Below are 24,845 nucleotides of genomic sequence, written 5' to 3'. Positions count from 1 at the left end.
CGGATTTGGTCAATTTCTGGATATTTTGAGGCGTTTGTAAGGTTTTGCCCGCGTGGCTCTGCAAACCGGTCCAACCGGCGTGGTCACGATCCGTCTCAAGACGGACCGATAGGCCGTCTGCTAGGATGGCGCAAAGTCTCACCAACGGCGAGGAGTTCGATGAACATTCTGATATGCTATGCCACCAGCGAGGGGCAAACGCGCAAGATCGCGCGGTTCTGCGCAAGCCAGTTGATTGCGCATGGGCACAGCGTGGAGGTGATCGCCGCGACCGACGCGCAAGAGATCGGTCTGTCGCTCTTTGACGCCGCGATCTTGGCCGGATCGGTCCATGCCGGTCGGATCCAGCGTGAATTGGCGGATTTCGCCGAGGCGCATGCGGCAGGGCTGAACACACTGCCGACTCTCTTTTTGCAGGTGTCGTTGGCCGCCGCGGGGGAGGACGCGGACGAACGGGCCGATTTGGATCTGATCGCGCAGGGGTTTTGCGACGGGGCCGGGTGGCGCCCGGGGGCCGTCCATCACATTGCGGGTGCGTTCCGGTTCACCCAATATGATTTTTTCAAGGGCTGGGCGATGCGGTGGATCGCGTCACAACGAGATCACGATGTCGCGCCCGGGATGGACACCGAGTATACTGACTGGGCGGCGCTGGCTTCTGTCCTGGAGAGCTGGCACGCGCCCTGAGCGCGCGCCAGTCTCCCGAAGGGGGTCTCAGATCAGCAGATCGAAGGTTTTGGAGAACGGCAGTTCGCGCGCCCGGATCCCGGTCAGGTCAAACAGCGCATTGCCCAATGCGGGCGCTGCGGGCGGGGTGCCCGGCTCTCCGGCTCCGCCCATATGGGTGTTGGTTTCCAGGATGCGCACCTCGACCTCGGGCGCGGTATGCATGCGCATTGCCTCGTAGTCGGGGAAATTCAGCTGCTCCACCGCGCCATCGGCAAAGGTGATCTCTTCGTAACACGCCGCCGACAGGCCATAGATCATACCGCCGAACATTTGCGCGCGCACGTTGCCGGGATCCAGTGCGATGCCCATGTCGCAGGCGATCCAGGCTTTGTTGACGCGGATGGTGCCGTCTTCATCGACCACTTCAATGACCTGAGCGACCGGAGTGCCGAAGCTATAGGTGAACCCCACGCCGCGGCCCACGCCATCCGGCGTTTGCCCGGTCCATCCCGACATCTCGCGCACGGCCTCCAGGCAACCGGCGCTGGGGGCGTGCTCGCTGCGCATCAGGGCCAGGCGGAACTCCAATGGATCGGCGCCCGCGGCATAGGCCATCTCGTCCATGAAGGTATCGAAAAAGAACCCGTTGTGAGAGTTGCCAACCGCCCGCCAGAACCCGACAGGCACGTCCAGCTCGGCGATATGGCCGCGAATGCGGTAATTCGGGATCGCATAGGGCTGGTTGAACGCACCTTCGACCAGCACCTTGTCGGGGCCCCCCATCTGCATACCGGTCAGACGTCCCATTGCCTGCTGCGCACAGGATTGCGATGCGATCTGTCCGTCCAGCATCACCGCCTGACCGCCGTCCACCGCCCCGGTAAAGCGGGCCATCGCACCGGGTCGATAGAAGTCATGCGTCATATCCTCTTCGCGTGTCCAGGCAACCTGCACAGGCGTGCCCTGCATCGCCATCGCGACCTGCGTGGCATATCCGGCAAAATCCAGCTCACTCCGGCGGCCAAAGCCACCCCCCATCAGCGTCGTGTGGACCATCACGTCTTCGGTCTCCAGACCCGCGATGCTCGCGCAGGTTGATTGCTGGAAGGTCGGGGATTGGTTTCCGCACCAGATCTCAAGCGCGGTGCCGGTGTAAAGCGCTGTGGCATTCATCGGCTCCATCGTCGCGTGCGCGAGATAGGGGAGCTTGTATTCCGCCTCGATCCGGGTGGCGGAGGATGGAATGGTCGAGACATCGCCGTCGTCGCGCATGGTCGAGTTGGCGCGCGTGTCAAACGCCTTGGCGATCTCGGCAAAAAGGCCGTCCGTTTCGGGCGGGTAGGGGGCTGCACCCCAATCGATCTCAATGGCGTTGGCGGCCTGCGCGGCCAGCCAGCTGTTGGTGGCGACAACCGCCACGCCATTGCCCAGATCGACGATCTGTTCGACCCCGGGCATATTCCGCGCGGCGCTGTCGTCAAAGCCGTTCATCACCCCGCCCAGCCGCGGATTGATGCGGACCGAGGCGAATTTCATACCCGGCAGGCGGACATCCACGCCAAATTCGGCCGTTCCGGTGGATTTGGCCACGATGTCGATGCGCGGAACGGTCTGCCCCAGATACCGCCATTGCGCCGGATCGCGCAGCCGGGCCTCGATCGGGTCGATCCCGGCAGCGGCGGGTGCGAGCGCGCTATAGCTTAGCTCGGTCCCGTCCGGTGCGATCACCTTTCCGGCGTCGGTTCTAAGCTGATCGCGGGGCACGCCAAGCTGTTGCGCGGCGGCCTCTTTGAGGGTCTCGCGGGCCGAAGCTCCGGCCTCGCGCATCCGCACGAACCCGTCCCGCATCGAGGTCGACCCCCCCGTGACCTGAAGGTTCACGACCTTGCCGACAACGCCCAGCAACTCCCCCAGATTATGCTGGAAGTCACTGATATCATAGCCTTTGTTGGGCAAGACCTCACCGATCATCGCGGTATTGTAGTATGCCTTGGCGGGCGGTCCGTGCAGGACGCGCACATCCTCAAGCGCCACGTCCAACTCCTCGGCGATCAGGGCGGCCCAGGTTGTATGCACGCCCTGGCCCATCTCGGCCCGGGGCGCGATCAGCGTCACGCCCTCCTGGTCGATGAAGACAAATGGGTTCAGCGCGGCTTCGCCGTCGCCCGGTTGCAGCGGGTTCGCGGCGGGGCGGGAGACCATATAGGCGCCAAAGGCCACGCCGCCGACGATGGCGGTTGAGCCGATCAGAAAGGTCCGGCGCAGGATTTTGCCAACCGATGCCATGGCTTATGCCTCCTTCATCATGCGGGCGGCCGATTTTACGGCGGCGCGGATACGTGGATAGGTGCCACAGCGGCACAGGTTGCCCTGCATTGCGTCGTTTATGTCGGCATCCGTCGGGTCGGGGTTTTCGGCCAACAGCGCTGCGGCCTGCATGATCTGCCCGGACTGGCAATAGCCGCATTGCGCGACCTGCTCTTCGACCCAGGCGCGCTGGATCGTCGCCATGGCGTCCGGCGTGCCGACCCCTTCGATTGTCGTTACATCGCCCCAGACATCGCCCAGAGCCACCTGACAGGACCGGACGGCCTCACCGTCGATATGCACGGTGCAGGCACCACAGGCGGCCACGCCACACCCGAATTTCGTACCGGTCAGACCGATCTCATCGCGCAACACCCACAAGAGCGGGACGTCCTCTGGAAGCTCGACATTATGCGCAGTTCCGTTGATCCTGAGTGAGGTTGCCATGGGCCACTCCCTGATGAATACATTCTGACATATTATATCATTAATGTCAGTGCGTCAATTGACATTATTTGGCCAGGCTGTCAGGAAAAGGGCATGAAAGACCTCAGTCCCGATCCTAAGCTGAATGCCATTCTGGATGCCGCATGGCATGCATTCGCCACCTATGGATTCCGCAAGACCTCGATGGATGACATAGCGCGCGGGGCAGCGATGTCGCGCCCGGCGCTCTACCTCCACTATCCCAACAAAGAAGCGATTTTCCGCAGCCTTGTGCAGTTCTACTATGACACCGCCTCCGAGGGTGTCGAAGCTGCCTTGCAGAGCTCTGGCATGCCCGGCGATGTGCTGGCGGCCGCCTTTGAGGCGCAGACCGGAGAGGTGGTGGAGATGATGCTCAACTCGCCACACGGGCATGAGCTTCTCGATACCGGCGCGGCGGCGGCCTCAGACATCAAGGAGGCGGGCGAGACGCGGTTGCGCGGCCTTTATGCAGACTGGCTGGTGCGCGAAGCCGCGGCGGGCCATATCAGGCTTTTTGCCCCGGCATCTGACGTTGCCGCGACGATTTCATCTGCGCTCAAAGGGTTGAAGGATTCGGGCATGGATTACACGACACTCTCCGCAAGGCTGGCCGTACTGGCCCAGATCCTCGGCGCAGGGCTGCGCACGGCCTAAAGATCCAAGCGGCTGTTGCGGATTTGAACAGGTCTGTTCTCGCCGGGGTGTATCGGGCCGCGCCGCGTCTGTGTGTCCGGTTTTGCCCCGCCAAGCTGCGGTGCTGCCCACGTCGAGCGCCAAAAGACGCGATCCGCTCTGCCAAAGGTCGATCATGCCGACCTTTGGCCCGAAACTCGGGCGCGCCGACCAGCCTGATGTGACAGGGACGAGTGGTGATCCCGATACAAAAGCAATGCGGTCTTCGCGGGCGCATCCACGCGCTTGACCAAAGCACCAGCGCAATGGCCTGTCGCGCCAGCCACCCCGCCTCACGGCAAAGGGCGCGCCCAACTGGATGGCGCGCGCGCCCCGTCTTCTTCTCGCTGCAAATACGAAGAACAGATCCACCGCCGGGGGTCAGACCTGCCCTCCGGCGATCTCGATCGTCTGGCCGTTGATGCTCTCCGATCCTGGACGGCAGAGCCACATGACAGCGGATGCCACCTCTTCGGGGGCAATCAAACGCTGGTGGCGGTTGGCATTGATCATCATGCTGAGCGCCTTATCCTCCGACACACCCGCCCGGTTGGCGATGGAGGTCGTATTGCGCGCGACGATGGGGGTGTCCACATAGCCAGGGCAGATGGCGTTGAACGTAAACGGCGTGCCCAGATAATCTTCGCTGAGCGAGCGGGTCAGGCCGATCATGCCATGTTTGGAGGCCGAATAGCAGGCAGCGCCCTGCAACCCGCGCAGCCCCGCGAGCGAGGCGATGGTGATGACCCGGCCCCAATCGGTCTGGCGCATGGACGCCAGGCTTTCCCGGATTGTGATGAAGGCCCCGTCGAGATTGGTTGCCATCATGTTGCGCCAGAACTCCATGGTGGTCTTGTGCACCGCTTTCCCTTCGGCAATACCCGCATTTGGAATGCAGATCTGGATGGGGCCGTTCTTGTCGACCGCAGCGGCGATCTTGGCTGTCACGTCGGCCTCGTCTCGCACATCCATCGCAAGGCCCGTCATACCGTCGGTTGCCACGTCATCCAACACCGCCTGGCGCCGACCGGTGATGGTAACGTGAACACCCTCGGCAACCAGAGCCTGAGCGATTGCCAGACCGATCCCGGTGCCACCACCTGTGATCAGCGCGTGTTTGCCTGCAAGTGACATGTCTTTCCTCCCGTAATTCAAGCTGATCGCAGCGTGGCGCTCTGGCCCCCCCGTGACAAGACGCGCCGTTCCGTCACTTTTTCATTTTGGTATGAGACCTGCATGACCCAACCCAAGGCGGCATTTTCTGACACAGAAAATGCCCAGAAACTGTGTCAGTTTCTGGGCTGCGCGGGCGTCTCCGGCAGCACCGTCGCATTCGAGGTAACGCAATGAAATGGCTTGATCTTCCACCGGTATGGTTGGCGGTTTTCGTTCTCCTGGCCTGGGCCCAGGTAAGCTATCTGCCTTATGGTCTGAGTTTTGGCGGTGCGTGGGCGGATCTGGTCGGGGGGCTCTGCGTGGGTGGCGGCATTCTCCTGATGGCGCTGGCATTTGCCGAGTTTCGCCGCCACAAGACGACCTTGATACCACATCAGACACCGTCCCAGTTGATCCAGTCTGGCATCTTCAGCCGAACGCGCAACCCGATCTATCTGGGCGATACCCTGGTTCTCTTGGGTCTGATTCTCAGATGGGACGCGGTGTTGGCGCTACCATTGGTGCCAATCTTTGTCTGGGTGATCGAAAGGCGCTTTATCCTGCCCGAGGAAGACCGCATGCGGCGCACGTTTCGCATGGAATTTGCGCGTTATGCCAACAAGGTGCGCCGTTGGGTGTAGACAGTCTGCGACAAATTCCAGGCAAGTTTCGCCACTTGCTTGCGCAATTTAATTGCGCGCGGTAGTGGACAAGGTCTGCAACCGGACCATTTTGCGCCGCGGACGGCGATAGGGGGATGACAGGGTGAAAATCGGAACACCGAAAGAAACGGCCACAGGCGAAAACCGCGTCGCGATGACGCCCGACAGCGCGCTTCAACTGCAAAAGCTGGGCCACGACTGTGTGATCGAAGCGGGCGCTGGGGCTGCGGCTGGCTTTTCTGATCAGCTTTACAAAGATGCCGGCGTCGAGGTCGTCAAGACCGGGGCCGCCCTCTTCAAGGCCGCCGACATCGTGGCCAAGGTGCGCCCGCCCTCCGAAACAGAGGTCAAACGTCTGCGCGAGGGCCAGACGCTGATTTCGTTTTTCTACCCGGGCTCGAATGAGAAACTGATGGGCCTGGCCGCCGACAAGGGCGCCACGGTCATCGCGATGGACATGGTGCCGCGCATCAGCCGCGCGCAGAAGATGGACGCGCTGTCGTCGATGGCCAATATCGCAGGCTACCGCGCGGTGATAGAGGCCGGCAACAATTTCGGCCGGTTCTTCACCGGTCAGGTGACTGCCGCCGGCAAGGTACCGCCCGCCAAGGTTCTGGTCGTGGGCGCCGGTGTCGCGGGCCTGGCCGCCATCGGCACGGCGACCTCGCTGGGGGCGATCACCTATGCGTTCGATGTGCGCCCCGAGGTGGCCGAACAGGTCGAATCGATGGGGGCCGAGTTCGTCTTCCTCGATTTCGAGGAGGAACAGCAGGACGGTGCGGCGACGGGTGGCTATGCCGCGGTCTCCTCGCCTGAATTCGCTGCGGCCCAGCTTGCCAAATTCCGCGAACTGGCCCCGGAGATGGACATCGTCATCACCACGGCGCTGATCCCTAACCGCGAGGCGCCCGAGCTTTGGACCGAAGACATGGTCAAGGCGATGAAGCCCGGATCGGTCATCGTGGATCTCGCGGCCGAACGTGGCGGCAACTGCAAACTGACCGTGATGGACGAGAAAATCGTCACAGATAACGGTGTCACCATCATCGGCTATACCGACTTCCCCAGCCGGATGGCGGCGCAGAGTTCGACGCTTTATGCCACCAATATCCGCCACATGATGACCGATCTGACGCCCGAGAAAGACGGCGTGGTCAATCACAACATGGAAGACGACGTGATCCGGGGTGCGACCATCGCGCATGCCAAGGAGGTCACCTTCCCGCCGCCGCCGCCCAAGGTGCAGGCCATCGCGGCGCAGAAAAAAGAACCGGTCAAGGAAAAGACCCCCGAAGAGATCCGCGCCGAAGAGGTTGCGGCCTTTAAGGCGCAGACCAAGAACCAGGTCATCCTGCTTGGGGTCGGTGCATTGCTGGTGCTGTCGGTGGGCCTTGTCGCTCCGGCCAGCTTCATGCAGCATTTCATTGTCTTCGTGCTGTCGGTCTTTATCGGCTTCCAGGTGATTTGGAACGTGGCGCACAGCCTGCATACGCCGCTGATGGCGGTGACCAACGCGATCTCGTCCATCATCATTCTGGGTGCCCTGATCCAGATCGGATCCAGTTCCGCCCTTATCACGATACTTGCAGCCGCAGGTGTCTTCATGGCCTCGGTGAATATCTTCGGTGGCTTCCTCGTGACACGGCGCATGCTTGCCATGTTCCAGAAATCCTAAGGGGGCCTGAGATATGGATTTCGGATTTACCATTGCGGCCTATGCGGTCGCGGCTGTTCTCTTCATCCTATCGCTGGGCGGCCTTTCGGGGCAGGAAAGCGCGAAACGTGCCGTGTGGTACGGCATCGCCGGTATGGCGATCGCGGTTGTGGCCACGATGGTCGGACCCGGTCAGGGTCTTTGGGGTGCGTCTATCGTCCTGATCGCGCTGGGGGCTGCTGTCGGCTATCAGCTGGCCACCAGGGTGCAGATGACCCAGATGCCCGAACTGGTCGCGATCATGCACTCCCTCGTGGGTCTCGCGGCGGTGTTCGTGGGCTTTAACGCCGATATCATGATCAACGCGGTTGCGGGGATCTATGAGGCCAACAGCCTCGTGCTGGGCGCTGTGGGGCCGGATGGCTATACCGCCATCGGCCTGCCGAAAGAGATCAATGACGGGCTGTCCTCGTTCGGGCAGCTGATCGCCAAGAAATCCAATGTCGAGATCAATATCCTGAAGATCGAGCTGGTCCTGGGGATCTGGATCGGAGCCGTGACCTTTACCGGATCGGTGATCGCCTATGGCAAGCTGGCGGGCAAGGTCGACACCTCGGCCAAGCAATTGCCGGGCGGCCATCTGCTGAACGCGGGCGCGGCGCTGGGGTCGGTGCTGTTGGCGGCGCTGTATCTGGGGGATGCGGGCAGCTGGACGCTGGTTCTCTTGACGCTTCTGGCGCTGTTCATCGGCTATCACCTGATCATGGGGATCGGCGGCGCCGACATGCCTGTCGTGGTCTCCATGCTCAACAGCTATTCCGGCTGGGCGGCGGCGGCGATTGGTTTCTCACTTGGCAATGACCTGCTGATCGTGGTGGGCGCGCTTGTGGGCTCGTCCGGGGCGATCCTGTCCTACATCATGTGCAAGGCGATGAACCGGTCGTTCATCAGCGTGATCCTGGGCGGCTTTGGCGGCGCGTCAGGCCCCGCGATGGAGGTCGAGGGCGAGCAGGTCGCCATCGACGCCGACGGGGTCGCCACGGCCCTGAACGAGGCCGACAGCGTCATCATCATCCCCGGCTACGGGATGGCGGTGGCCCAGGCCCAGCAGTCGGTCAGCGAACTGGTCCGCAAGCTGCGCGCCAAGGGCAAGACCGTGCGCTTTGCGATCCACCCGGTGGCGGGTCGTCTGCCGGGGCATATGAACGTGCTTCTGGCCGAGGCCAAGGTGCCCTATGACATCGTGATGGAGATGGATGAGATCAACGACGACTTCCCCGACACCGACGTCGCCATCGTGATCGGCTCGAACGACATCGTGAACCCGGCCGCGCAGGAAGACCCCAACAGCCCCATCGCCGGCATGCCGGTGCTGGAATGCTGGAAGGCCAAGCAGGTCTTCGTCTCCAAGCGGGGTCAGGGCACGGGCTATTCCGGCATCGAAAACCCGCTCTTTTACAAAGAGAACACGCGCATGTTCTATGGCGACGCCAAGGCATCGCTCGATACGCTGCTGCCCAAGATCGACTGATCCAAAGCACGGCCTGAGACAGATCACGGCCCCGGGGCGCGGTTCACTCCGCCTCCGGGGCCGTTTCGTTCGCGGGCTCCCAAAGCTCGATCGGATTGCCTTCAGGGTCATGGACGCGGGCAAAGCGGCCCACGGGGCCGTTCCATTCGGCCCGGGCTTGAACGGCGATCTGCGCGGCCTCAAGCTGTGCGATCATGGCGTCCAGATCGTCGACCCGGAAATTGATCATCCAGCCTTGATCCGGGCGCCCGAAATACGTCGTGTCCTGGGCAAAGGGTTCGAAGATCGTAAACCCCTGTTGTTGCTGCCAGGGCGCCTCATCGCTCCAGCCGACACCCAGATGGGTGGCGTACCAGTCCTTGAGCGTCGCCGGGTCCTTGGCGCGAAAGAACACGCCACCGATACCGGTTACCTTTTCCATGCTGGGCACCTCCGTTTGCGCTCAGCCTAGACCGGTCCAGCGATCAGGCCAAATCACCTTTGTGGGGTGATGCGTGCGAAATTCGATGCCAGATCAACGCCATGACTGCCCGGATAGCGGACGGCATACAATTGCATTCTCGCAACGCATTGATTAACAACCTATTTTTCTTGAAATTAGGAGAACGGCATGCCATCTGAGCTGCAAAGGATACTGCTATGGCCCCCATCGAAGATCACCCTTTGCGCTATAAGCTCGCCAATGAGCTGCATGCCCGCCCGTTTCCGACGATGGCGACACCCTGCACGGTCGTCTATATCGCGTTCAAGCAACCGACCGATGCCGCGGGCCGCGACCGCGCGGCGGATCTGGCGCATCTGACAACGCTGCTGGACAAATACGGCGCGCCCCATCCCCAACCCGGGGCCACGCATTTTTCAGGGCAGATCGGGCGCTATCGGATGAAGTGGGAGCAGCACACCGAATTCGTGACCTATACGGCGTTTTCCGACGGGCTGAGCGACCGGGCCTTCGATCCCGCAGATTTCGAGGTTTTCCCCGAGGAGTGGCTGGACGCCGCACCCGGTCAGCGCATCACCTCGGCCCATATCCGTCTGGACGCGCGGCCCGCCGATACCCAGATCGAAGCGCATTTGGCGGAGTGGTTCGTGCCCGAAAGTCTGGCGGTCAGCACCGTGCTGGATGACAATGCGGTCGTGGCCGGGGATTTCCGCATCGATCCGGCGGGACATCTGCGCTTTGCCGTTTTTGCCAATGCCGATACAGGCAGCAGGCGGCTGGGCCGGATCGTGCAGCGCCTGTGTGAGGTCGAAACCTACAAGTCCATGTCGATGCTGGGGTTTTCCCGGGTGCGCAGTCTTTCGCCCCGGATCGGAGAGCTGGACACGCGCCTGACCGAACTGATGGGCGACATGACCTCCGGAGAGATACCGGCGGAGGAGACCTTGCCCAAGCTCTTGGCGATCTCGGCCGAGCTGGAGGCGACCTCCGCCAAGAGCTCGTTTCGCTTTGGCGCGACAGGGGCGTATGAGGCCATCGTGATGCAGCGTATCGCCGCGCTGCGCGAGGGGCGATTCAAGGGCCGTCAGACCTTTGCGGAGTTCATGGTGCGCCGCTATGAGCCTGCGATGCGGACAGTCAAATCGACCGAAATGCGCCTTCAGGCGCTTGCCGACAGGGCGATCCGGGCGGGGGATCTCTTGCGGACACGGGTCGATGTGGAGCGGAGCGCGCAGAACCAGAAACTCCTGGAAAGCATGGATCGGCGCGCCGATATGCAGCTGCGCCTGCAACACACGGTCGAGGGGCTGTCGGTTGTGGCGATCAGCTATTACGCGGTGTCGCTGGCGGGCTATCTGCTCTATCCGCTCAGCGATGCCACGGGGCTGTCCGAAGGGGCGCTGGTGGCGATTGTGACGGTGCCCGTGGTGCTGCTGGTCTGGGGGTTGATCCGCCGCATCAGGGGCAAGATCAAATAGCCCGTCAAGCCGTGCGGGGATGCCAGCGCATCAGCACGCGCCGGGTGCCGCGCGGTTCGACGGTTTCAAATCCTGCCCTGGTCAGCGCGCTGGAAAGGCCGGTATAGCCGTCGCTCCATTGCAGCGGTTTGCCGGGGCGCAGGGCGGCGGCCTCGACGCTGTGCGCGCCCTGCCTGGCCGCCCAGAGGCAGGCGTCTTGCGCCAGCCGGGCCATCACTCCGGTGCGCCGGTGACTGCGCGCGATATAGAAACACGACAGCGCCCAGACAGCATCCAGATCCGCGTCCGTGTCGGGTTTGGCCGTGCGCGCGGCGTTAAAGCGGGGCAGGACCGCGCGGGGCGTGATCTGGACCCATCCAATTGGCATAGCCTTGTCATAGGCCAGCAGGCCCGGCGGCGGGCCTGTGGCGACCAGAGCCGAGAATGACTGCTTACGCGATCCCTTGTCGGTGTCGCGCCAGGCAGTGCCCGCGATCCGCCACCACATGCACCAGCAATTGCGCGTCGCACTGGCTTCCTCAAACAGGGTTTCCAGATCGCCCCAGCGATCCGGGGTCACCGGCTCTGTGTGAACGCTCACCGACCCCGGATGCGCGGGTCCAGCGCGTCGCGCAGACCGTCGCCCAGATAGTTCACGCTAAGCACGGTGAGCGAGATCAGCAGCCCCGGCCAAATCACCCGTTCTGGATAAAGAACCATGCGGTCCACGCTGTCATTCAACAGCCGCCCCCAGGTCGGAAAATCGGGGGGGAAACCAAAGCCCAGGAACGACAGGGCGCTTTCGGTGATGATCGCCGTGGCAATGCCCAGCGTGGCCGACACCATGATCGGCGACAGCACATTGGGCAGCAGGTGGCGGATCATCAACTGGATCGGGTTTGTGCCCACGGACCGGGCGGCCAGGACGAACTCACGCTCTTTCAGGGCCAGAACATCGCCGCGCACGATCCGCGCGGTCTGCATCCATGAGGTGATCCCGATCAGGGCCACGATAAGTATAAAGATGCCCCCCTCGGTGCCAAAGGTATTTGACAGCGGTTCGCGGAACAACAGTGAGGCCACCAGGATCAGCGGCAGCAGGGGCAGCGCGAGGAAGAGGTCGGTCAGGCGCATCAGCGGGCCGTCGAACTTGCGAAAGAACCCCGCGACCACGCCCACCAGCGTGCCCAACAGGATCGACAGCACCATCGCCGTCAGACCCACGGCAATCGACACCCGACCGCCCGACAAAAGCCGCGCCAGCGTGTCGCGTCCCAGATTGTCGGTGCCCAGCGGATGGGCCCAGTTCACCTTGGCGCCGCTGTCCCACAGCGCCGTATAGATGGGCCGTGTATCGCGCAGATTGATGAAGTCACGCCCCTGTGGCAGGAACTGCGGGTCGGCATGCCAGATAAAGGGGCCGACCATCACCGCGAGCACGATGAAGATAAACAGATACGCCCCCGCCATCGCGCCCTTGTGGGCCTTGAGCTGTTGCCAGACCTCGGCCCATTGGCTGCGCGGCGGTCTGGTCGGGATTGCCTCGACAACGCCCTTATCGTCATAATGAATCTCGGCTGCGGGGTCAGTCATAGCGGATCCTCGGGTCAAGCAGCCCGTAAAGCACGTCTGCGATGAGGTTGAAGAGCACGATCAGCACCGCAAAGATAAAGGTCAGGGTCTGCACCATCGGCAGGTCATTGGCCTGAATGGCGGTGATCAGAAGCTGGCCGATGCCGTTCACCTTGAACACCTGTTCGGTGATGATCGCACCGCCAAAGATGCCCGGAATACCCAGCGCGATGACCGTGACAACCGGGATCATCGAATTGCGCAGCACATGCACCAGAACCACCGATTTCTCGCGCAGACCTTTGGCGCGGGCGGTGCGCACGTAATCCTGGTTGAGATTGTCCAGCATTGAGGCGCGCATGAACCGGCTGATCTGGGACGTGATCTGAAGGGCCAGCACCATCACCGGCATGACCATCTGTTGCAGCTGGAGGACCAAACTGTCCCAATCGGTCACCCTGAGCGTGGTGTCATAGATCGACGGGAACCAGCCCAGTTGCACCGAAAAGATCACGATCACCAGAACGCCGGAGAAGAATGGCGGCACCGAAAAGCCGACCATGGTTACAAAGGTACCAGCATTGTCGAACCACGAATACTGCCTGTAGGCCGAGTAGATGCCCACCGGCAGGGCGATCAGGATCCCCACCACATAGGCAGTGCCCACGACCCACAGGGTCTGGGGCAGACGCTGCACCACGATGTCCATCACCGGCGAGCGGGTCTGCCAGCTGATCACCCGCAGATCATCGGCACTGAATGTGGTGCCGAAATAATAATCGATCAGGACCTGCGGCTCGATCCAGAAGAACTGCACCAGCCATTTCCAGTAGCGGATCGGCCAGGGCTGGCCCAGTCCCAGCGCTTCGCGCATGCGTTCTTTGACTTCCGGCGGCACGGTAAGCGGCACCTGCGCCATGGGATCGCCGGGGGCAAGCTCCAGCAGAAGGAAGATCACCAAACTGATGAACAAAAGCGTCGGAATGGCCAGGACTAGCCGCCTGATCGTAAAGGTCAGCATTCAAGGGCGCCTTTGCAGATTAGTCTGTTCTTATTGGATGAAATGAGGTGCGACCCCGCGAAATGCCGGGGTCGCACCTGAGATCACAAGGGGCTTAGGACCCTTCGAGGCGATACCAGTCCGCCACGTTCCAAAGCTCGCTGTCCCACACGTTCAGGATGACGCCACCCAGCGTGTTGGCATGGGCCGAAAGACGACCGCGATGCACCAGCGGGATCATTGCGCCATTGCCGACGGCCATGTCGTTGAGCTGGCGGGCAATCGCCGCGCGTTCCTCCGCGCCGGCGGTGGTGGTCAGTGTCGCATGCAGCGCGTCATACTCTTCCATGCAGAACCGCGCGATGTTTTCGCCCTGCCACTGCGTTTCCGGGCGCGGGGCCTTGTCGCAGAGCATGTTGCCCAAATAGGACTGCGGATCGGTGCCGTTGAAGGTGTTGGCGTACATCTGCACATCGGCATAGAACTTCTGGAAGGTGTCGGGCGAGCCCGGGTCACCGCCAAAGAAGACGGATGCGTTCACGTTGCGCAGTTCGGCGTCAATGCCGATCTCGCTCCACCACTGCTTGATCAGCGCCTGGAAGTCCTGGCGCACAGCGTTGGTCGAGGTCTGGTAGAGGATCCGCATCTCTTGCCCATCAGGCGTTTCGCGGATGCCGTCACCATTGGTGTCGACATATCCTGCCTCTTCCAGCATCGCCTTGGCCGCTTCGATATCCTGCGTGTCGCAGGTGAAGGTGTCAGAGTTCACGGCGGCCGGGGCAGGGACCCAGTTGCAGGTTACACGACCCGCCTGGCCATAGCCGATTTCCACCAGCAGCGGCCGGTCGATGGCCAGCGACATGGCGTTATAGACCGCCGGGTCGCGCAGGAACGGGTGCGGATGCATCGCAGTCGAACGCTCGCCTTCGGGCAGGGAGGGATCGGCATTGGTGTTATTGAGCTTGATCCGCTCGACCAGCGGGCCAAAGCCTGCCACCGGAGTGCCTTTGCCGCCCGCTTCCATCTGCGCGATCACGTCGGGCGCCAGTTGCAGGTTCCAGGCATAGTCGAACTCGCCCGTCTCCATCACCGCGCGGCCCGCCGCCGTGGCATCGCCGCCGCCCTTGAAGGTCAGCGTCGCAAAGGCCGGTTTGGACGGATCGCGAAAGTTGGGATTGGCCGACATGGTGATCACGTCGTTGGGCTTGAACTCATCCACGACAAAGGGGCCGGTGCCGATTGGGTTGAAGTTCTGCTCGGTGCATTCAGGGGCGCGTGCGCCCAAGCAATCGGCAAATTGCGCGGCTTGCAGGATCGGGCTCTCGCCGCCGACGAAGGGTCCGTAGGGGAACGGCGTCGGCTGGGCGAAGTTCACGATGACGGTCAGGTCGTCGGGCGTTTCCACGCTTTCGACCCCTTCAAACTTGGTGACCTGCGCACAGCCGCCATCGGGGTGGGTGCAATAATCATAGGTGAATTTCACATCCGCCGAGGTGAAGGGCGTGCCATCAGACCACAGGATACCGGGCGTGATGTTCCACGTGATCTGGGTCAGCTCTTGGTTCACGCCGCCATTGGCGACGGTGGGCACTTCGTCCACCAGCCAGGGCACCAGCTCGCCATCTTGATTGTACCGCGCCAGCGGTTCGATCACCAATGAGGCGGATTCCACATCCTTGGTGCCGCCCGACAGGAACGGGTTCAGAATCGATGGCGCTTGCCAATAGATAATGCTGACATTGCCGTCCGAACCGCGCTCGGCAAAGGCGGCGGGGGCAAATGCGGCGGACGCAATTGCACCCATCAAAAGGGTCTTGAGTTTCATTTATCACTCCATGTCGGACACGTTGGTCCCGTTACTGGCCGCATACTCTGCGGGCCCGTTGTTGCCGTTCTTGTGGCAAGTAACTGAGAAGCTTGCGTAATACCAGATGGTGCTACCAAGCCGCGCCGCCTGCCTAAACGGGTACCTGTTCATCGAAACAGAGTTTTGGAAAAATGCAAGCCTTGCCGTTGGGAAATCCGCGCGATTGGTTTGACACTGCCTAGCGCGTAGTCTTAGCGTTTCGGGGTGACTGATAAAGGGGACGGCAGGTGCTGGATCACGCGATTGCACAGATCAAGGGACTGAGGGTCGAGTTTCAGACCAAGGACGGACCGGTCGTGGGGGTCGAGGACGTTTCATTCGATATCCACCCCGGAGAAACCGTCTGTGTCGTGGGCGAATCCGGGTCCGGCAAGTCGGTCTCGTCGCTGTCGCTGATGCGGCTGGTGGAGTTTGGCGGCGGGGCCATTGCCGGGGGACAATTGATGTTCGACCGGCGCGATGGGTCCGAGTTCGATCTGGCCACGGCCGGTCAGGAGGTGATGCGCGGTATTCGCGGCAATGAGATCGGTATGATCTTTCAGGAGCCGATGACCGCGCTCAACCCGGTCTTTACCGTCGGACGGCAGTTGACCGAAGGGCTGCGCCTGCACAAGGGTCTGACCCAGCGCGAGGCGGAAGCACGCGCATTGGAGCTGCTCAGGCAGGTGCGCATTCCCGAACCGGAGCGGCGCCTGCAACAATATCCGCATGAGCTGTCTGGCGGTATGCGCCAGCGGGTGGTCATCGCCATGGCGCTGGCCTGCGAGCCGCGGCTCTTGATCGCGGATGAGCCGACGACCGCGCTTGATGTGACGATCCAGGCCGAGATCCTGGCGCTAATGGACCGGCTCAAACGCGAGACGGGCACGGCGGTGATGTTCATCACCCACGATATGGCTGTCGTGGCCCAGATGGCCGACCGCGTGGTGGTCATGTACCGTGGCAACAAGGTCGAGGAAGGGCCCGTCGAGGAGATTTTCGAGAACCCCAAGCACGATTACACCAAGGCGCTGCTGGCGGCCGTCCCGAAACTGGGCGAGATGCGCGGCAAAGCCTGCCCCGAACCGATGAAACTGCTGGGCGTCGAGGGCCAGAAGATCGAGCCGATCCCCGGCACCGACGAGGTTCTGCTGACCGTCAAGAACCTGACCACGCGGTTTCCGGTCAAGGGTGGGTTCTTTCGCCGCACGGTGGCAAATGTCCACGCGGTCGAGGATGTGTCGTTTACCCTCAACAAGGGCCGCACGCTCAGCCTTGTGGGCGAATCGGGGTGTGGAAAATCCACCGCCGGTCGGTCGATCCTGCGTCTGGTCGAACCTCAGTCGGGCCAGATCGACATCGACGGCACCGACGTGATGAAGCTGGATACCGGCGGGCTGCGCCGCGCACGTCTGGATATGCAGATGATCTTCCAGGATCCGTTTGCGTCGCTCAACCCGCAGATGCAACTGATGGACCAGGTCTCCGAGCCGATGCGCAATTACAATATCGCGTCCGGGTCCGAGTTGCAGGACCGCGTCGCCAGCCTTTTTGACCGGGTGCATCTGCCGCGCAGCTTCATGCGCCGGTACCCGCATGAGATGTCGGGTGGCCAGCGGCAAAGGATCGCGATTGCCCGTGCGCTGGCGCTGAACCCCAAGTTGATCATCGCGGATGAGGCGGTTTCGGCTCTGGACGTGTCGGTGCAGGCGCAGGTCCTGAACCTGATGATGGAGCTTCAGGCCGATCTGGGGCTGAGCTATCTGTTTATCAGCCACGACATGGCCGTGGTCGAACGGGTCAGCCATGATGTGGGCGTGATGTATCTGGGTCGCATCGTCGAGATGGGGCCGCGCGCCCGCGTGTTCGAGAACCCCCAGCATGCTTATACCCAGGCATTGATGAAGGCCGTACCCATCGCCGATCCGCGCAAGCGCAAGGCCGAAAAGGATCTCAATTTCAAACCGATCCCGTCGCCCATTCATCCCATCGGCTATGAGCCCGCGCCGTCCGAATACGATGAGGTCGAGCCGGGGCATTTCGTGCTGACCACCGATAGCGGGTATTGATGGCGTACCGGCTGGCGCGGATCACCCCGTTTGTTCCGTGCAGCACGCTGGCGCGTCAGGTCGGGTTTTACTGCGATCTGCTGGGCTTTACCGTGGGGTTTCAGGCCCAGAATTACGCGTTTTTGCAGCGCGGCGATGTGGCGATCCGTTTGATCGAGGTCGCCGCAGGCATTGATCTGACAGCGCCCGAGCGGGAGATGTCGTTCTATATAGATGTCGAGGGGATTGACGCGCTTTATCGCAGTCTCGAACCGGGGCTGAGCACATTGCCAGAAGGGCGTGTGCGGGGCCCCTTTGATCAGGACTATGGCCAGCGCGAATTTCACGTCCTCGACGAGGATTGCACGCTGGTGTTCTTTGGCCAGGCGATTGACCGATGACCGGGCCTGAGACGCCTGTCGCACTGGTGACCGGCGCCGCCCGGGGGATTGGTCGGGTGATCGCGGCGGACCTGGCGCGCGATCATCGGGTCGCCATCACCTGGAACACGACTGCTCCGGGCACGACGCCTGCCGAAAGCCTGGCCATTCAGGCCGATCTCTCCGAACCGCAGAGCGCGGCAGACGTGATCGCCGCAATTATCGACCGCTTTGGCAGATTGGACGTGCTGGTCAACAATGCCGGTGCCATCGCACACTCCAAAGTGGATCAGTTCGATCAGGACGCTTACCGCGCTATTCTTGATGTCAATCTGCTGGCGCCGCATGGCCTGTTGGCTGCCGCTCTGGCGCATCTGCAACCGGGTGCGGCGGTGATCAATATCTCGTCGGTCAACGCGGTGTTGCCGCCGCAGGGCGCCGCGCTTTACGGGGCTAGCAAGGCCGCGCTTGACCTGTGGACCCGCGCCATGGCCAAGGAGTTGGGCCCCAGAGGCATCCGCGTCAACGCCGTGGCTCCGGGTGCCATCAACATCGCCGAAGACCCGCGCCCGCCAGATTTGACACAGGCTTTCGTGGACATGACCGCCCTGGGCCGTATCGGCACGCCCGAGGATATTTCAAAGGCCGTGCGGTTTCTGGCGAGCGATCAGGCAGAGTTCATCACGGGCGAGGTGCTGACCGTTTCCGGAGGATACCGGCTGTGACAGACCGCCTCTCTGCCTATGAGATCATGCAAAAGCTGGTCTCGTTCCCCACTGTCAGCCGCGACACCAACCTGCCGCTGATCGACTGGGTCGAACGCTATCTTGGCACTCACGGGATCACAGCCCATCGCTGGCCGGACCCGAACCAACCGCACAAGGCGGCCCTTTTTGCCCATGTCGGACCATGGGAAGAGGGAGCGGTTGTCCTGTCCGGCCATACCGATGTGGTGCCGGTGGACGGGCAACCCTGGGACAGCGATCCGTTCGAGGTGGTGGAGCGGAACGGCAAGTATTACGGGCGCGGCACCTGCGACATGAAAGGCTTCGACGCGCTTGCGATCTGGGCCCTGGTCGAGGCGCATCATCGCGGCGTTACACGCCCGCTGCAACTGGCGTTGAGTTTCGACGAAGAGGTCGGCTGCACCGGCGCACCTCCGATGATCGAGGCGATGCAGCCCGTTCTGCCCAAGGGCGGTGCGGTCATCGTGGGGGAGCCGTCGATGATGAGGGCGGTCACCGGCCACAAGGGCGGGCAGGGCTTTGCCGTCGAGGTCTGGGGGTTCGAGGTGCACTCGTCGATCATGCACACAGGTGTGAACGCGATCATGGAGGCTGCGCGCATCATCGACTGGGCCAATCACGTCAATGAGGAGGAACGCGCGCGCGCGCCCTCGACCGTGGCGGCGATGTTCGATCCGCCCTGGACCTCGCTTCATACCGGCACGATCTCGGGCGGGACGGCGCAGAACATCACGGCCAAGCACTGCACCTTCGATATCGGCTATCGCGCGGTGCCCGACAGCGATCCGAAGGTCTGGCGGGATCGCATCGTCACCCGCATCCGCGCGGTCGAGGCCGATATGCGGGCCGTCCACCCCGAGGCGCGGATCGACGTGACCGAACGCTTCCATGTGCCCGCCCTGCGCCCGGAAGAGGAGGGCCAGGCCGAAGCGCTGGCTCGCGCGATTACTGGTGACAATGGCACCCATGTGGTCAGCTACGGAACCGAGGCCGGGCAGTTTCAGGCCGCAGGCTATTCTGCGGTGGTCTGCGGGCCGGGCGATATCGCGCAGGCGCACCAGCCCAATGAGTTTGTCTCGGTCGCGCAGTTCAACGCAGGCGTTGAATTTATGCGCGCGCTGCTCAAAAGGTTGGCATAAGCGATCCGCGGCGCGGTGGTGTCGGCGATGACGCAGACCCCGTTTGCCGAACCGGTCAACCTCAGATCGGCAGGAACCGGGCCGGTCTCATCCCGGCATTGAAGGCGCGGTGTCATCCGCGCGTGCGGCCCTTGCGGCTCCCTTGCCTGTCGGGCAGGGTAGCGCGGTCAAATGAGGGAGGACATGCCAATGCCGATCCGAAACCGTCTGGCCGAACTGCACCCGGAAATCACCGGGTGGCGCAGGCATCTGCATGAAAACCCCGAACTGCTTTACGAGGTGCATGAAACGGCTGCCTTTGTCGCCGAGCGGCTCAAAGAGATGGGCGTGGACGAGATCACCCCCGGTATCGGAAAAACCGGCGTCGTGGCGGTTATCAAGGGCAAGACCGACACATCCGGCCGGGTGATCGGTCTGCGCGCGGATATGGACGCGCTGCCGATCCACGAAGCCTCAGGGGTGGACTATGCCTCGAAGGTGCCGGGCAAGATGCATGCTTGCGGTCATGACGGGCATACCTCGATCCTGCTGGGGGCCGCGAAATACCTGGCCGAGACACGCAATTTCGATGGCACCGCGGTGTTCATCTTCCAGCCTGCCGAAGAGGGCGGAGCAGGCGCCAAGGCGATGTGCGACGATGGTCTGATGGCGCGCTGGGGCATTCAGGAGGTGTATGGCCTGCATAACGCCCCCGGTGTGCCGACCGGCAGCTTCGCGATCCGGCCCGGTGCGCTTTTGGCATCCTCTGACGAGTTCGAGATCACCGTCACCGGCAAGGGCGGCCACGCAGCCGCACCCCATGATGCGGTTGACACAACGCTCGTGGCTTCCCAGATCGTGGTGTCGCTGCAATCTGTGGTCAGCCGAACCATTGATCCGATCAAGCGCGTGGTCCTCACGGTCGGGACGTTCAACACAGACAGCTCAGCTTCGAACATCATCGCGCATCAGGCGATCCTGGAAGGCACCGTACGCACGCTCGATAGCGAATGCCGCGCGCTGGCCCAGGAACGGGTGAATGCGATTGTGGCCGGCACGGCGGCCGCCTTCGGTGCGACCGCCGAGGTCGTCTGGACCTCCGGCTATCCGGTGACGGTCAATCACGACGACCAGACCGCCTTTGCCGCCGACGCGGCGAGGGCCGTGGCGGGCGATGTCATCGACGATGTTGACCCGATTATGCCGTCCGAGGATTTCGCCTATATGCTGGAAGAACGCCCGGGCGCGTATATGTTCCTGGGCAATGGCGACACGGCGCAATGCCACCACCCGGCCTATGTCTTTGATGACGAGGCGATCCCGGCAGGCTCCAGCTGGTTTGTGGAACTGGTCGAACGCCGGATGCCCGCCGCCTGACAGACCCGGAGGACCCCCATGCCCATCAAGAACCGCATTGCGGATATGCATGCCGAAGTGACGGCCTGGCGGCGCGATCTGCACAGCAACCCCGAATTGCGGTTTGAGGAACATCGCACCAGCGCCTTGGTCGCCGAAAGGCTTGCCGCTTTCGGATGCGATGAGGTGGCCACGGGCATCGGTCGAACCGGTGTGGTGGGCGTCATCAAAGGCCGCGCACCGGGCGATCGCGTGATCGGGTTTCGCGCCGATATGGACGCTCTGCCGATCGAGGAGGCGACCGGCGCGCCCCATGCTTCGCAAAGCCCGGGCAAGATGCATGCCTGCGGCCATGACGGGCACACCGCGATGCTCTTGGGCGCGGCGCGGTATCTGGCCGAGACGCGGAATTTCGCGGGCACAGTCGTGGTGATCTTTCAACCGGCCGAGGAAGGCAGCGGCGGGGCCCGCGCGATGATCGCCGATGGGCTGATGGAACGGTGGTCCATCGACGAGGTCTATGGCATGCATAACTGGCCCGGTCTGCCCGCGGGGGCCTTCGCGGTGCGCGACGGTCCGCAGATGGGAGCGGTGGATTACTTCACCATCACCGTCAAGGGGCGCGGCGGCCATGCGGCGCTGCCGCATCTGGCGGTGGACACGTCCCTTGCGGCCTCGGCCACCGTGGTGGCGGTGCAATCCATCGCGGCGCGCAATCTCGACCCGCTGAAAACCATGGTTTTGTCCATTGGCGGCATCCGGTCGGATACCGATACGTTCAACGTGATCCCCGATACCGTGACGCTGAAAGGCACGGTGCGGTATCTGGAGCCGCAGGTGCAGGAGATGATTGTCACGCGGCTGACGGCGATTGCCGAGGCCACGGCGGCCGCCTACGGGGCCAGCGCGGTGGTCGATTATACCAATCAGGTGGGCGCCACGATCAACGACCCCGACGCCGCCGCGCGCGCCGCGGATGTGGCGCGACGGGTCGCCGGCGATGTGATCCGCGATCTCGATCCGGTGATGCCGGGAGAGGATTTCTCGGACATGCTGGCCGAACGTCCGGGCGCCTATCTTTTCATCGGCAATGGCGACAGCGCCGATTTGCACAACCCGGCCTATGACTTTAACGATGAGATCATTCCGGCGGGCGTGAGCTGGTACGCCGAACTTGCCGAAACACGGATGCCGCTGATGTAGCGGCACCTGTCCGCCCCGCGATATGCGGCCAGAGTGGGTCACCGAAGAAAACCTGCGGAACGCGCCACCTGAAAAACGAGAACACCCAGTCGACCACGAAAAGGACCCCAAGCCATGCCCGTCAAGAACCGCCTCGCCGATCTGCATGCCGATATCACCGCATGGCGCCGCGATATCCATGCGCATCCCGAGATCCTCTACGATACCCACCGCACCAGTGCGCTGGTGGCCGACAAGCTGCGCGATTTCGGCTGTGACGAGGTGGTGACGGGCATCGGACGCACAGGGGTCGTGGGCGTGATCCGCGGCAAGACCGACACCAAGGGATCGGTAATCGGGCTGCGCGCGGATATGGACGCGTTGCCGATGCAAGAACAGACCGGGCTCGACTATGCCTCCACCATTCCCGGTGCGATGCATGCCTGCGGTCATGACGGGCACACCGCGATGGTGCTGGGCGCGGCCCGGTACCTGACCGAGACGCGCAATTTCGACGGCACCGTGGTCGTGATCTTCCAGCCGGCGGAGGAGGGTGGCAATGGCGCGCTTGCCATGGTCGAGGATGGCATGATGGAGCGGTGGGGCATTCAGGAGGTTTATGGCCTGCATAACTCTCCGGGTCTGCCCGCGGGACAGTTTGCGATCCGCCCCGGGGCGCTGATGGCAGCTGTCGATTTCTTTGAGATCACCGTTCAGGGGCGCGGCGGGCACGCGGCCAAACCGCAAGAGACGGTCGACACCACCGTGCTGACCAGCCAGATGATCGTGGCCATGCAGACGGTTGTGTCGCGCAACATGGACCCGGTTGAGGAGGCCGTGCTGTCCTTTACAGCCGTCGACACCTCCTCGCATGCGTTCAACGTGATCCCCGACCGCGCGACGCTGCGCGGCACCGTGCGCAGCCATTCCGAAGAAGTGCGCGACCGGATCGAGGCGCGCATGGGCGAGGTGGTGAGCGGTATCGCACACACGATGGGCGGCACGGCCACGCTCGATTACCGCCGTCAGGTGCCCGTCACGGTGAATGCCGAGGAACAGGCCAGTTTTGCCGCCGAGATCGCCCGCGAGATCAGCGGAGGCTGCAACACCTCTCCGCTGATCATGGGGGGCGAGGATTTCTCTTACATGTTGCAGGCCCGACCCGGCGCGTTCATCTTTCTGGGCAACGGAGAGACCGCAGCATTGCATCACCCTGAATACAACTTCAACGACGACATCATCCCCGTGGGATGCAGCTATTTCGCCGAACTGGTCGAACGGCGCATGCCTGCGGCTTAGACTTCGTGCGGACAAACCGGGTTTTCGTTGAAAACCCGTGGTCCCTGTCACACGGTCCGAAACAAATGCGCCCTGAGCGCGCACTCAAAAAGGAGAATACCCATGCCTGTCAAAAACCGATTTGCAGAATTGCAGACCGAGATCACCGAATGGCGCCGCGATCTGCACGAAAATCCCGAAATCCTGTTCGAAACCCACCGCACCAGCGCACTGGTGGCCGAAAAACTGCAAGCCTTCGGCCTGGATGAGGTGGTTACCGGTATCGGGCGCACCGGTGTTGTCGGCGTGATCAAGGGCAAATCTGACAGCAAGGGCCGGGTGATCGGGTTGCGCGCGGATATGGACGCGCTGCCCATTCACGAGCAGACCGGGCTCGACTATGCCTCCAAGACCGATGGCGCGATGCATGCCTGCGGCCATGACGGGCATACCGCGATGCTGCTGGGGGCGGCGAAATATCTGGCCGAGACGCGCAATTTCGACGGCACTGTCGTGGTGATCTTTCAGCCGGCCGAGGAAGGCGGCGGCGGCGGCAAGGAGATGTGCGACGATGGCATGATGGAGCGCTGGGGCATTCAGGAGGTTTACGGCATGCATAACTGGCCGGGCCGTCCCGTGGGCAGCTTTGCGATCCGGCCCGGCGCGTTCTTCGCGGCCACCGACACGTTTGATATCACGCTCGAAGGGCGCGGCGGTCATGCCGCAAAGCCGCAGGATACCGTGGATACCACCGTGATGGCGGCGCAAACCGTTCTGGCGCTGCAAACCATCGCCAGCCGCAATGCCGATCCGGTGGATCAGGTCGTGGTCTCGGTCACCTCGTTCGAGACATCGTCCAAGGCCTTCAACGTGATCCCGCAGCGGGTGCAGCTTAAGGGCACCGTGCGCACCATGTCGGCCGAGATGCGCACGCTGGCCGAAACCCGGATCAAGGAGATCTGCAACGGCATCGCTGCCACATTCGGCGGCAGCGCCGACATCAGTTATCATCGCGGCTATCCGGTGATGGTCAACAGTGACGAACAGACCGCCTTCGCGGCGGATGTCGCGCGCAAAGTGTCCGGCGATTGCGATGAGGCGCCCCTGGTGATGGGTGGCGAGGATTTCGCCTTCATGCTCGAGGAACGCCCCGGCGCCTATATCCTGGTGGGCAATGGTGACACGGCGATGGTGCATCATCCGGAGTACAACTTTAACGACGAGGCGATTCCGGCCGGATGCAGCTGGTGGGCAGAGATTGTCGAAACCCGTATGCCAGCGGCGTAAGGCCGGATCAGGAAG

Annotated in this window: 22 protein-coding genes; 14 read left to right on the top strand and 8 right to left on the bottom strand. The window is 62.6% G+C overall.

The window, feature by feature from the left end; translation table 11 throughout:
• Positions 1-159 precede the first annotated feature (159 nt).
• Positions 160-687: a flavodoxin domain-containing protein gene (locus tag HEP69_RS18155; protein WP_290559907.1), complete on the top strand. Its 528-nt coding sequence runs from the start codon at positions 160-162 to the stop codon at positions 685-687.
• A gap of 27 nt (positions 688-714) precedes the next feature.
• Here HEP69_RS18155 and HEP69_RS18150 read toward each other — a convergent pair whose 3' ends face one another.
• The gene (locus tag HEP69_RS18150; protein WP_290559906.1) at positions 715-2,955 is read right to left on the bottom strand and encodes a molybdopterin cofactor-binding domain-containing protein; all 2,241 of its coding nucleotides are present in this window, start codon (positions 2,953-2,955) and stop codon (positions 715-717) included.
• A 3-nt stretch (positions 2,956-2,958) separates the two neighbouring features.
• Positions 2,959-3,423, bottom strand: coding sequence for a (2Fe-2S)-binding protein (locus HEP69_RS18145; RefSeq protein ID WP_290559905.1), 465 nt, complete (start codon positions 3,421-3,423; stop codon positions 2,959-2,961).
• Between the two features lie 93 nt (positions 3,424-3,516).
• Between HEP69_RS18145 and HEP69_RS18140 the strand changes: the two genes are divergently transcribed.
• Positions 3,517-4,098: a TetR/AcrR family transcriptional regulator gene (locus HEP69_RS18140; RefSeq protein ID WP_290559904.1), complete on the top strand. Its 582-nt coding sequence runs from the start codon at positions 3,517-3,519 to the stop codon at positions 4,096-4,098.
• Positions 4,099-4,497: 399 nt separating this feature from the next.
• On the opposite strand, the gene HEP69_RS18135 is transcribed toward HEP69_RS18140, so the two are convergent.
• Positions 4,498-5,250 carry an SDR family oxidoreductase gene (locus HEP69_RS18135; RefSeq protein ID WP_290559903.1) on the bottom strand — a complete coding sequence of 251 codons (753 nt, stop codon included), beginning with the start codon at positions 5,248-5,250 and terminating at the stop codon, positions 4,498-4,500.
• A gap of 212 nt (positions 5,251-5,462) precedes the next feature.
• Here HEP69_RS18135 and HEP69_RS18130 point away from each other — a divergent pair, with 212 nt between their 5' ends.
• From HEP69_RS18130 to HEP69_RS18120, 3 genes are all read left to right on the top strand, one after another.
• Positions 5,463-5,912: an isoprenylcysteine carboxylmethyltransferase family protein gene (locus tag HEP69_RS18130; protein ID WP_290559902.1), complete on the top strand. Its 450-nt coding sequence runs from the start codon at positions 5,463-5,465 to the stop codon at positions 5,910-5,912.
• A gap of 124 nt (positions 5,913-6,036) precedes the next feature.
• The gene (locus HEP69_RS18125) at positions 6,037-7,608 is read left to right on the top strand and encodes a Re/Si-specific NAD(P)(+) transhydrogenase subunit alpha (RefSeq protein ID WP_290559901.1); all 1,572 of its coding nucleotides are present in this window, start codon (positions 6,037-6,039) and stop codon (positions 7,606-7,608) included.
• Positions 7,609-7,621: 13 nt separating this feature from the next.
• A complete protein-coding gene (locus HEP69_RS18120) occupies positions 7,622-9,118 on the top strand; it encodes an NAD(P)(+) transhydrogenase (Re/Si-specific) subunit beta (protein ID WP_290559900.1) in 1,497 nt (498 codons plus the stop codon).
• 43 nt (positions 9,119-9,161) lie between these two features.
• On the opposite strand, the gene HEP69_RS18115 is transcribed toward HEP69_RS18120, so the two are convergent.
• The gene (locus HEP69_RS18115) at positions 9,162-9,539 is read right to left on the bottom strand and encodes a VOC family protein (RefSeq protein ID WP_290559899.1); all 378 of its coding nucleotides are present in this window, start codon (positions 9,537-9,539) and stop codon (positions 9,162-9,164) included.
• A gap of 218 nt (positions 9,540-9,757) precedes the next feature.
• Between HEP69_RS18115 and HEP69_RS18110 the strand changes: the two genes are divergently transcribed.
• A complete protein-coding gene (locus HEP69_RS18110; RefSeq protein ID WP_290559898.1) occupies positions 9,758-11,038 on the top strand; it encodes a DUF3422 domain-containing protein in 1,281 nt (426 codons plus the stop codon).
• A 4-nt stretch (positions 11,039-11,042) separates the two neighbouring features.
• Here the strand turns inward: HEP69_RS18110 and HEP69_RS18105 are convergent, their stop codons facing one another.
• From HEP69_RS18105 to HEP69_RS18090, 4 genes are all read right to left on the bottom strand, one after another.
• Positions 11,043-11,618 carry a GNAT family N-acetyltransferase gene (locus HEP69_RS18105; RefSeq protein ID WP_290559897.1) on the bottom strand — a complete coding sequence of 192 codons (576 nt, stop codon included), beginning with the start codon at positions 11,616-11,618 and terminating at the stop codon, positions 11,043-11,045.
• A complete protein-coding gene (locus HEP69_RS18100; protein ID WP_290559896.1) occupies positions 11,615-12,610 on the bottom strand; it encodes an ABC transporter permease in 996 nt (331 codons plus the stop codon). The genes HEP69_RS18105 and HEP69_RS18100 overlap by 4 nt, the downstream gene beginning before the upstream one ends.
• The gene (locus HEP69_RS18095) at positions 12,603-13,610 is read right to left on the bottom strand and encodes an ABC transporter permease (protein ID WP_290559895.1); all 1,008 of its coding nucleotides are present in this window, start codon (positions 13,608-13,610) and stop codon (positions 12,603-12,605) included. Before HEP69_RS18095 ends, HEP69_RS18100 begins: the two co-directional genes overlap by 8 nt.
• 94 nt (positions 13,611-13,704) lie before the next feature.
• Complete coding sequence (locus HEP69_RS18090) at positions 13,705-15,414, bottom strand: peptide ABC transporter substrate-binding protein (RefSeq protein WP_290559894.1); 1,710 nt, start codon at positions 15,412-15,414, stop codon at positions 13,705-13,707.
• A 269-nt stretch (positions 15,415-15,683) separates the two neighbouring features.
• On the opposite strand from HEP69_RS18090, the gene HEP69_RS18085 reads away from it, so the two are divergent.
• The 8 genes from HEP69_RS18085 (at position 15,684) to HEP69_RS18050 (ending at position 24,830) form a co-directional block, all read left to right on the top strand.
• Complete coding sequence (locus HEP69_RS18085) at positions 15,684-17,504, top strand: ABC transporter ATP-binding protein (RefSeq protein ID WP_290559893.1); 1,821 nt, start codon at positions 15,684-15,686, stop codon at positions 17,502-17,504.
• Positions 17,504-17,884 (top strand): VOC family protein, encoded by a 381-nt coding sequence (locus HEP69_RS18080; RefSeq protein ID WP_290559892.1) that lies wholly within the window; start codon positions 17,504-17,506, stop codon positions 17,882-17,884. The genes HEP69_RS18085 and HEP69_RS18080 overlap by 1 nt, the downstream gene beginning before the upstream one ends.
• Positions 17,881-18,588 carry an SDR family oxidoreductase gene (locus HEP69_RS18075; protein WP_290559891.1) on the top strand — a complete coding sequence of 236 codons (708 nt, stop codon included), beginning with the start codon at positions 17,881-17,883 and terminating at the stop codon, positions 18,586-18,588. The genes HEP69_RS18080 and HEP69_RS18075 overlap by 4 nt, the downstream gene beginning before the upstream one ends.
• Entirely contained in the window at positions 18,585-19,748 is a 1,164-nt protein-coding gene (argE, locus tag HEP69_RS18070) for an acetylornithine deacetylase (protein WP_290559890.1), read from the top strand. The genes HEP69_RS18075 and argE overlap by 4 nt, the downstream gene beginning before the upstream one ends.
• 189 nt (positions 19,749-19,937) lie before the next feature.
• On the top strand, positions 19,938-21,104 hold the full coding sequence (locus HEP69_RS18065; RefSeq protein WP_290559978.1) for a M20 aminoacylase family protein: 1,167 nt from the start codon (positions 19,938-19,940) through the stop codon (positions 21,102-21,104).
• A gap of 18 nt (positions 21,105-21,122) precedes the next feature.
• On the top strand, positions 21,123-22,286 hold the full coding sequence (locus tag HEP69_RS18060) for a M20 aminoacylase family protein (RefSeq protein ID WP_290559889.1): 1,164 nt from the start codon (positions 21,123-21,125) through the stop codon (positions 22,284-22,286).
• Between the two features lie 114 nt (positions 22,287-22,400).
• On the top strand, positions 22,401-23,564 hold the full coding sequence (locus tag HEP69_RS18055) for a M20 aminoacylase family protein (protein WP_290559888.1): 1,164 nt from the start codon (positions 22,401-22,403) through the stop codon (positions 23,562-23,564).
• A gap of 102 nt (positions 23,565-23,666) precedes the next feature.
• On the top strand, positions 23,667-24,830 hold the full coding sequence (locus HEP69_RS18050) for a M20 aminoacylase family protein (RefSeq protein ID WP_290559887.1): 1,164 nt from the start codon (positions 23,667-23,669) through the stop codon (positions 24,828-24,830).
• Positions 24,831-24,845 lie beyond the last annotated feature (15 nt).

It is taken from the genome of Aestuariivita sp. (assembly GCF_021404545.1).
Taxonomy (GTDB): domain Bacteria; phylum Pseudomonadota; class Alphaproteobacteria; order Rhodobacterales; family Rhodobacteraceae; genus Aestuariivita.
This window is presented reverse-complemented; position numbering and strand designations above follow the sequence as displayed.

What these genes read in the sequence shown, in the direction of transcription:
- HEP69_RS18155 (WP_290559907.1), top strand. Translation starts at nt 160, where the DNA reads ATGAACATTCTGATATGCTATGCCACCAGCGAGGGGCAAACGCGCAAG.
- HEP69_RS18150 (WP_290559906.1), bottom strand. Translation starts at nt 2,955, where the DNA reads ATGGCATCGGTTGGCAAAATCCTGCGCCGGACCTTTCTGATCGGCTCA.
- HEP69_RS18145 (WP_290559905.1), bottom strand. Translation starts at nt 3,423, where the DNA reads ATGGCAACCTCACTCAGGATCAACGGAACTGCGCATAATGTCGAGCTT.
- HEP69_RS18140 (WP_290559904.1), top strand. Translation starts at nt 3,517, where the DNA reads ATGAAAGACCTCAGTCCCGATCCTAAGCTGAATGCCATTCTGGATGCC.
- HEP69_RS18135 (WP_290559903.1), bottom strand. Translation starts at nt 5,250, where the DNA reads ATGTCACTTGCAGGCAAACACGCGCTGATCACAGGTGGTGGCACCGGG.
- HEP69_RS18130 (WP_290559902.1), top strand. Translation starts at nt 5,463, where the DNA reads ATGAAATGGCTTGATCTTCCACCGGTATGGTTGGCGGTTTTCGTTCTC.
- HEP69_RS18120 (WP_290559900.1), top strand. Translation starts at nt 7,622, where the DNA reads ATGGATTTCGGATTTACCATTGCGGCCTATGCGGTCGCGGCTGTTCTC.
- HEP69_RS18115 (WP_290559899.1), bottom strand. Translation starts at nt 9,539, where the DNA reads ATGGAAAAGGTAACCGGTATCGGTGGCGTGTTCTTTCGCGCCAAGGAC.
- HEP69_RS18110 (WP_290559898.1), top strand. Translation starts at nt 9,758, where the DNA reads ATGGCCCCCATCGAAGATCACCCTTTGCGCTATAAGCTCGCCAATGAG.
- HEP69_RS18100 (WP_290559896.1), bottom strand. Translation starts at nt 12,610, where the DNA reads ATGACTGACCCCGCAGCCGAGATTCATTATGACGATAAGGGCGTTGTC.
- HEP69_RS18095 (WP_290559895.1), bottom strand. Translation starts at nt 13,610, where the DNA reads ATGCTGACCTTTACGATCAGGCGGCTAGTCCTGGCCATTCCGACGCTT.
- HEP69_RS18090 (WP_290559894.1), bottom strand. Translation starts at nt 15,414, where the DNA reads ATGAAACTCAAGACCCTTTTGATGGGTGCAATTGCGTCCGCCGCATTT.
- HEP69_RS18080 (WP_290559892.1), top strand. Translation starts at nt 17,504, where the DNA reads ATGGCGTACCGGCTGGCGCGGATCACCCCGTTTGTTCCGTGCAGCACG.
- HEP69_RS18075 (WP_290559891.1), top strand. Translation starts at nt 17,881, where the DNA reads ATGACCGGGCCTGAGACGCCTGTCGCACTGGTGACCGGCGCCGCCCGG.
- HEP69_RS18065 (WP_290559978.1), top strand. Translation starts at nt 19,938, where the DNA reads ATGCCGATCCGAAACCGTCTGGCCGAACTGCACCCGGAAATCACCGGG.
- HEP69_RS18060 (WP_290559889.1), top strand. Translation starts at nt 21,123, where the DNA reads ATGCCCATCAAGAACCGCATTGCGGATATGCATGCCGAAGTGACGGCC.
- HEP69_RS18055 (WP_290559888.1), top strand. Translation starts at nt 22,401, where the DNA reads ATGCCCGTCAAGAACCGCCTCGCCGATCTGCATGCCGATATCACCGCA.
- HEP69_RS18050 (WP_290559887.1), top strand. Translation starts at nt 23,667, where the DNA reads ATGCCTGTCAAAAACCGATTTGCAGAATTGCAGACCGAGATCACCGAA.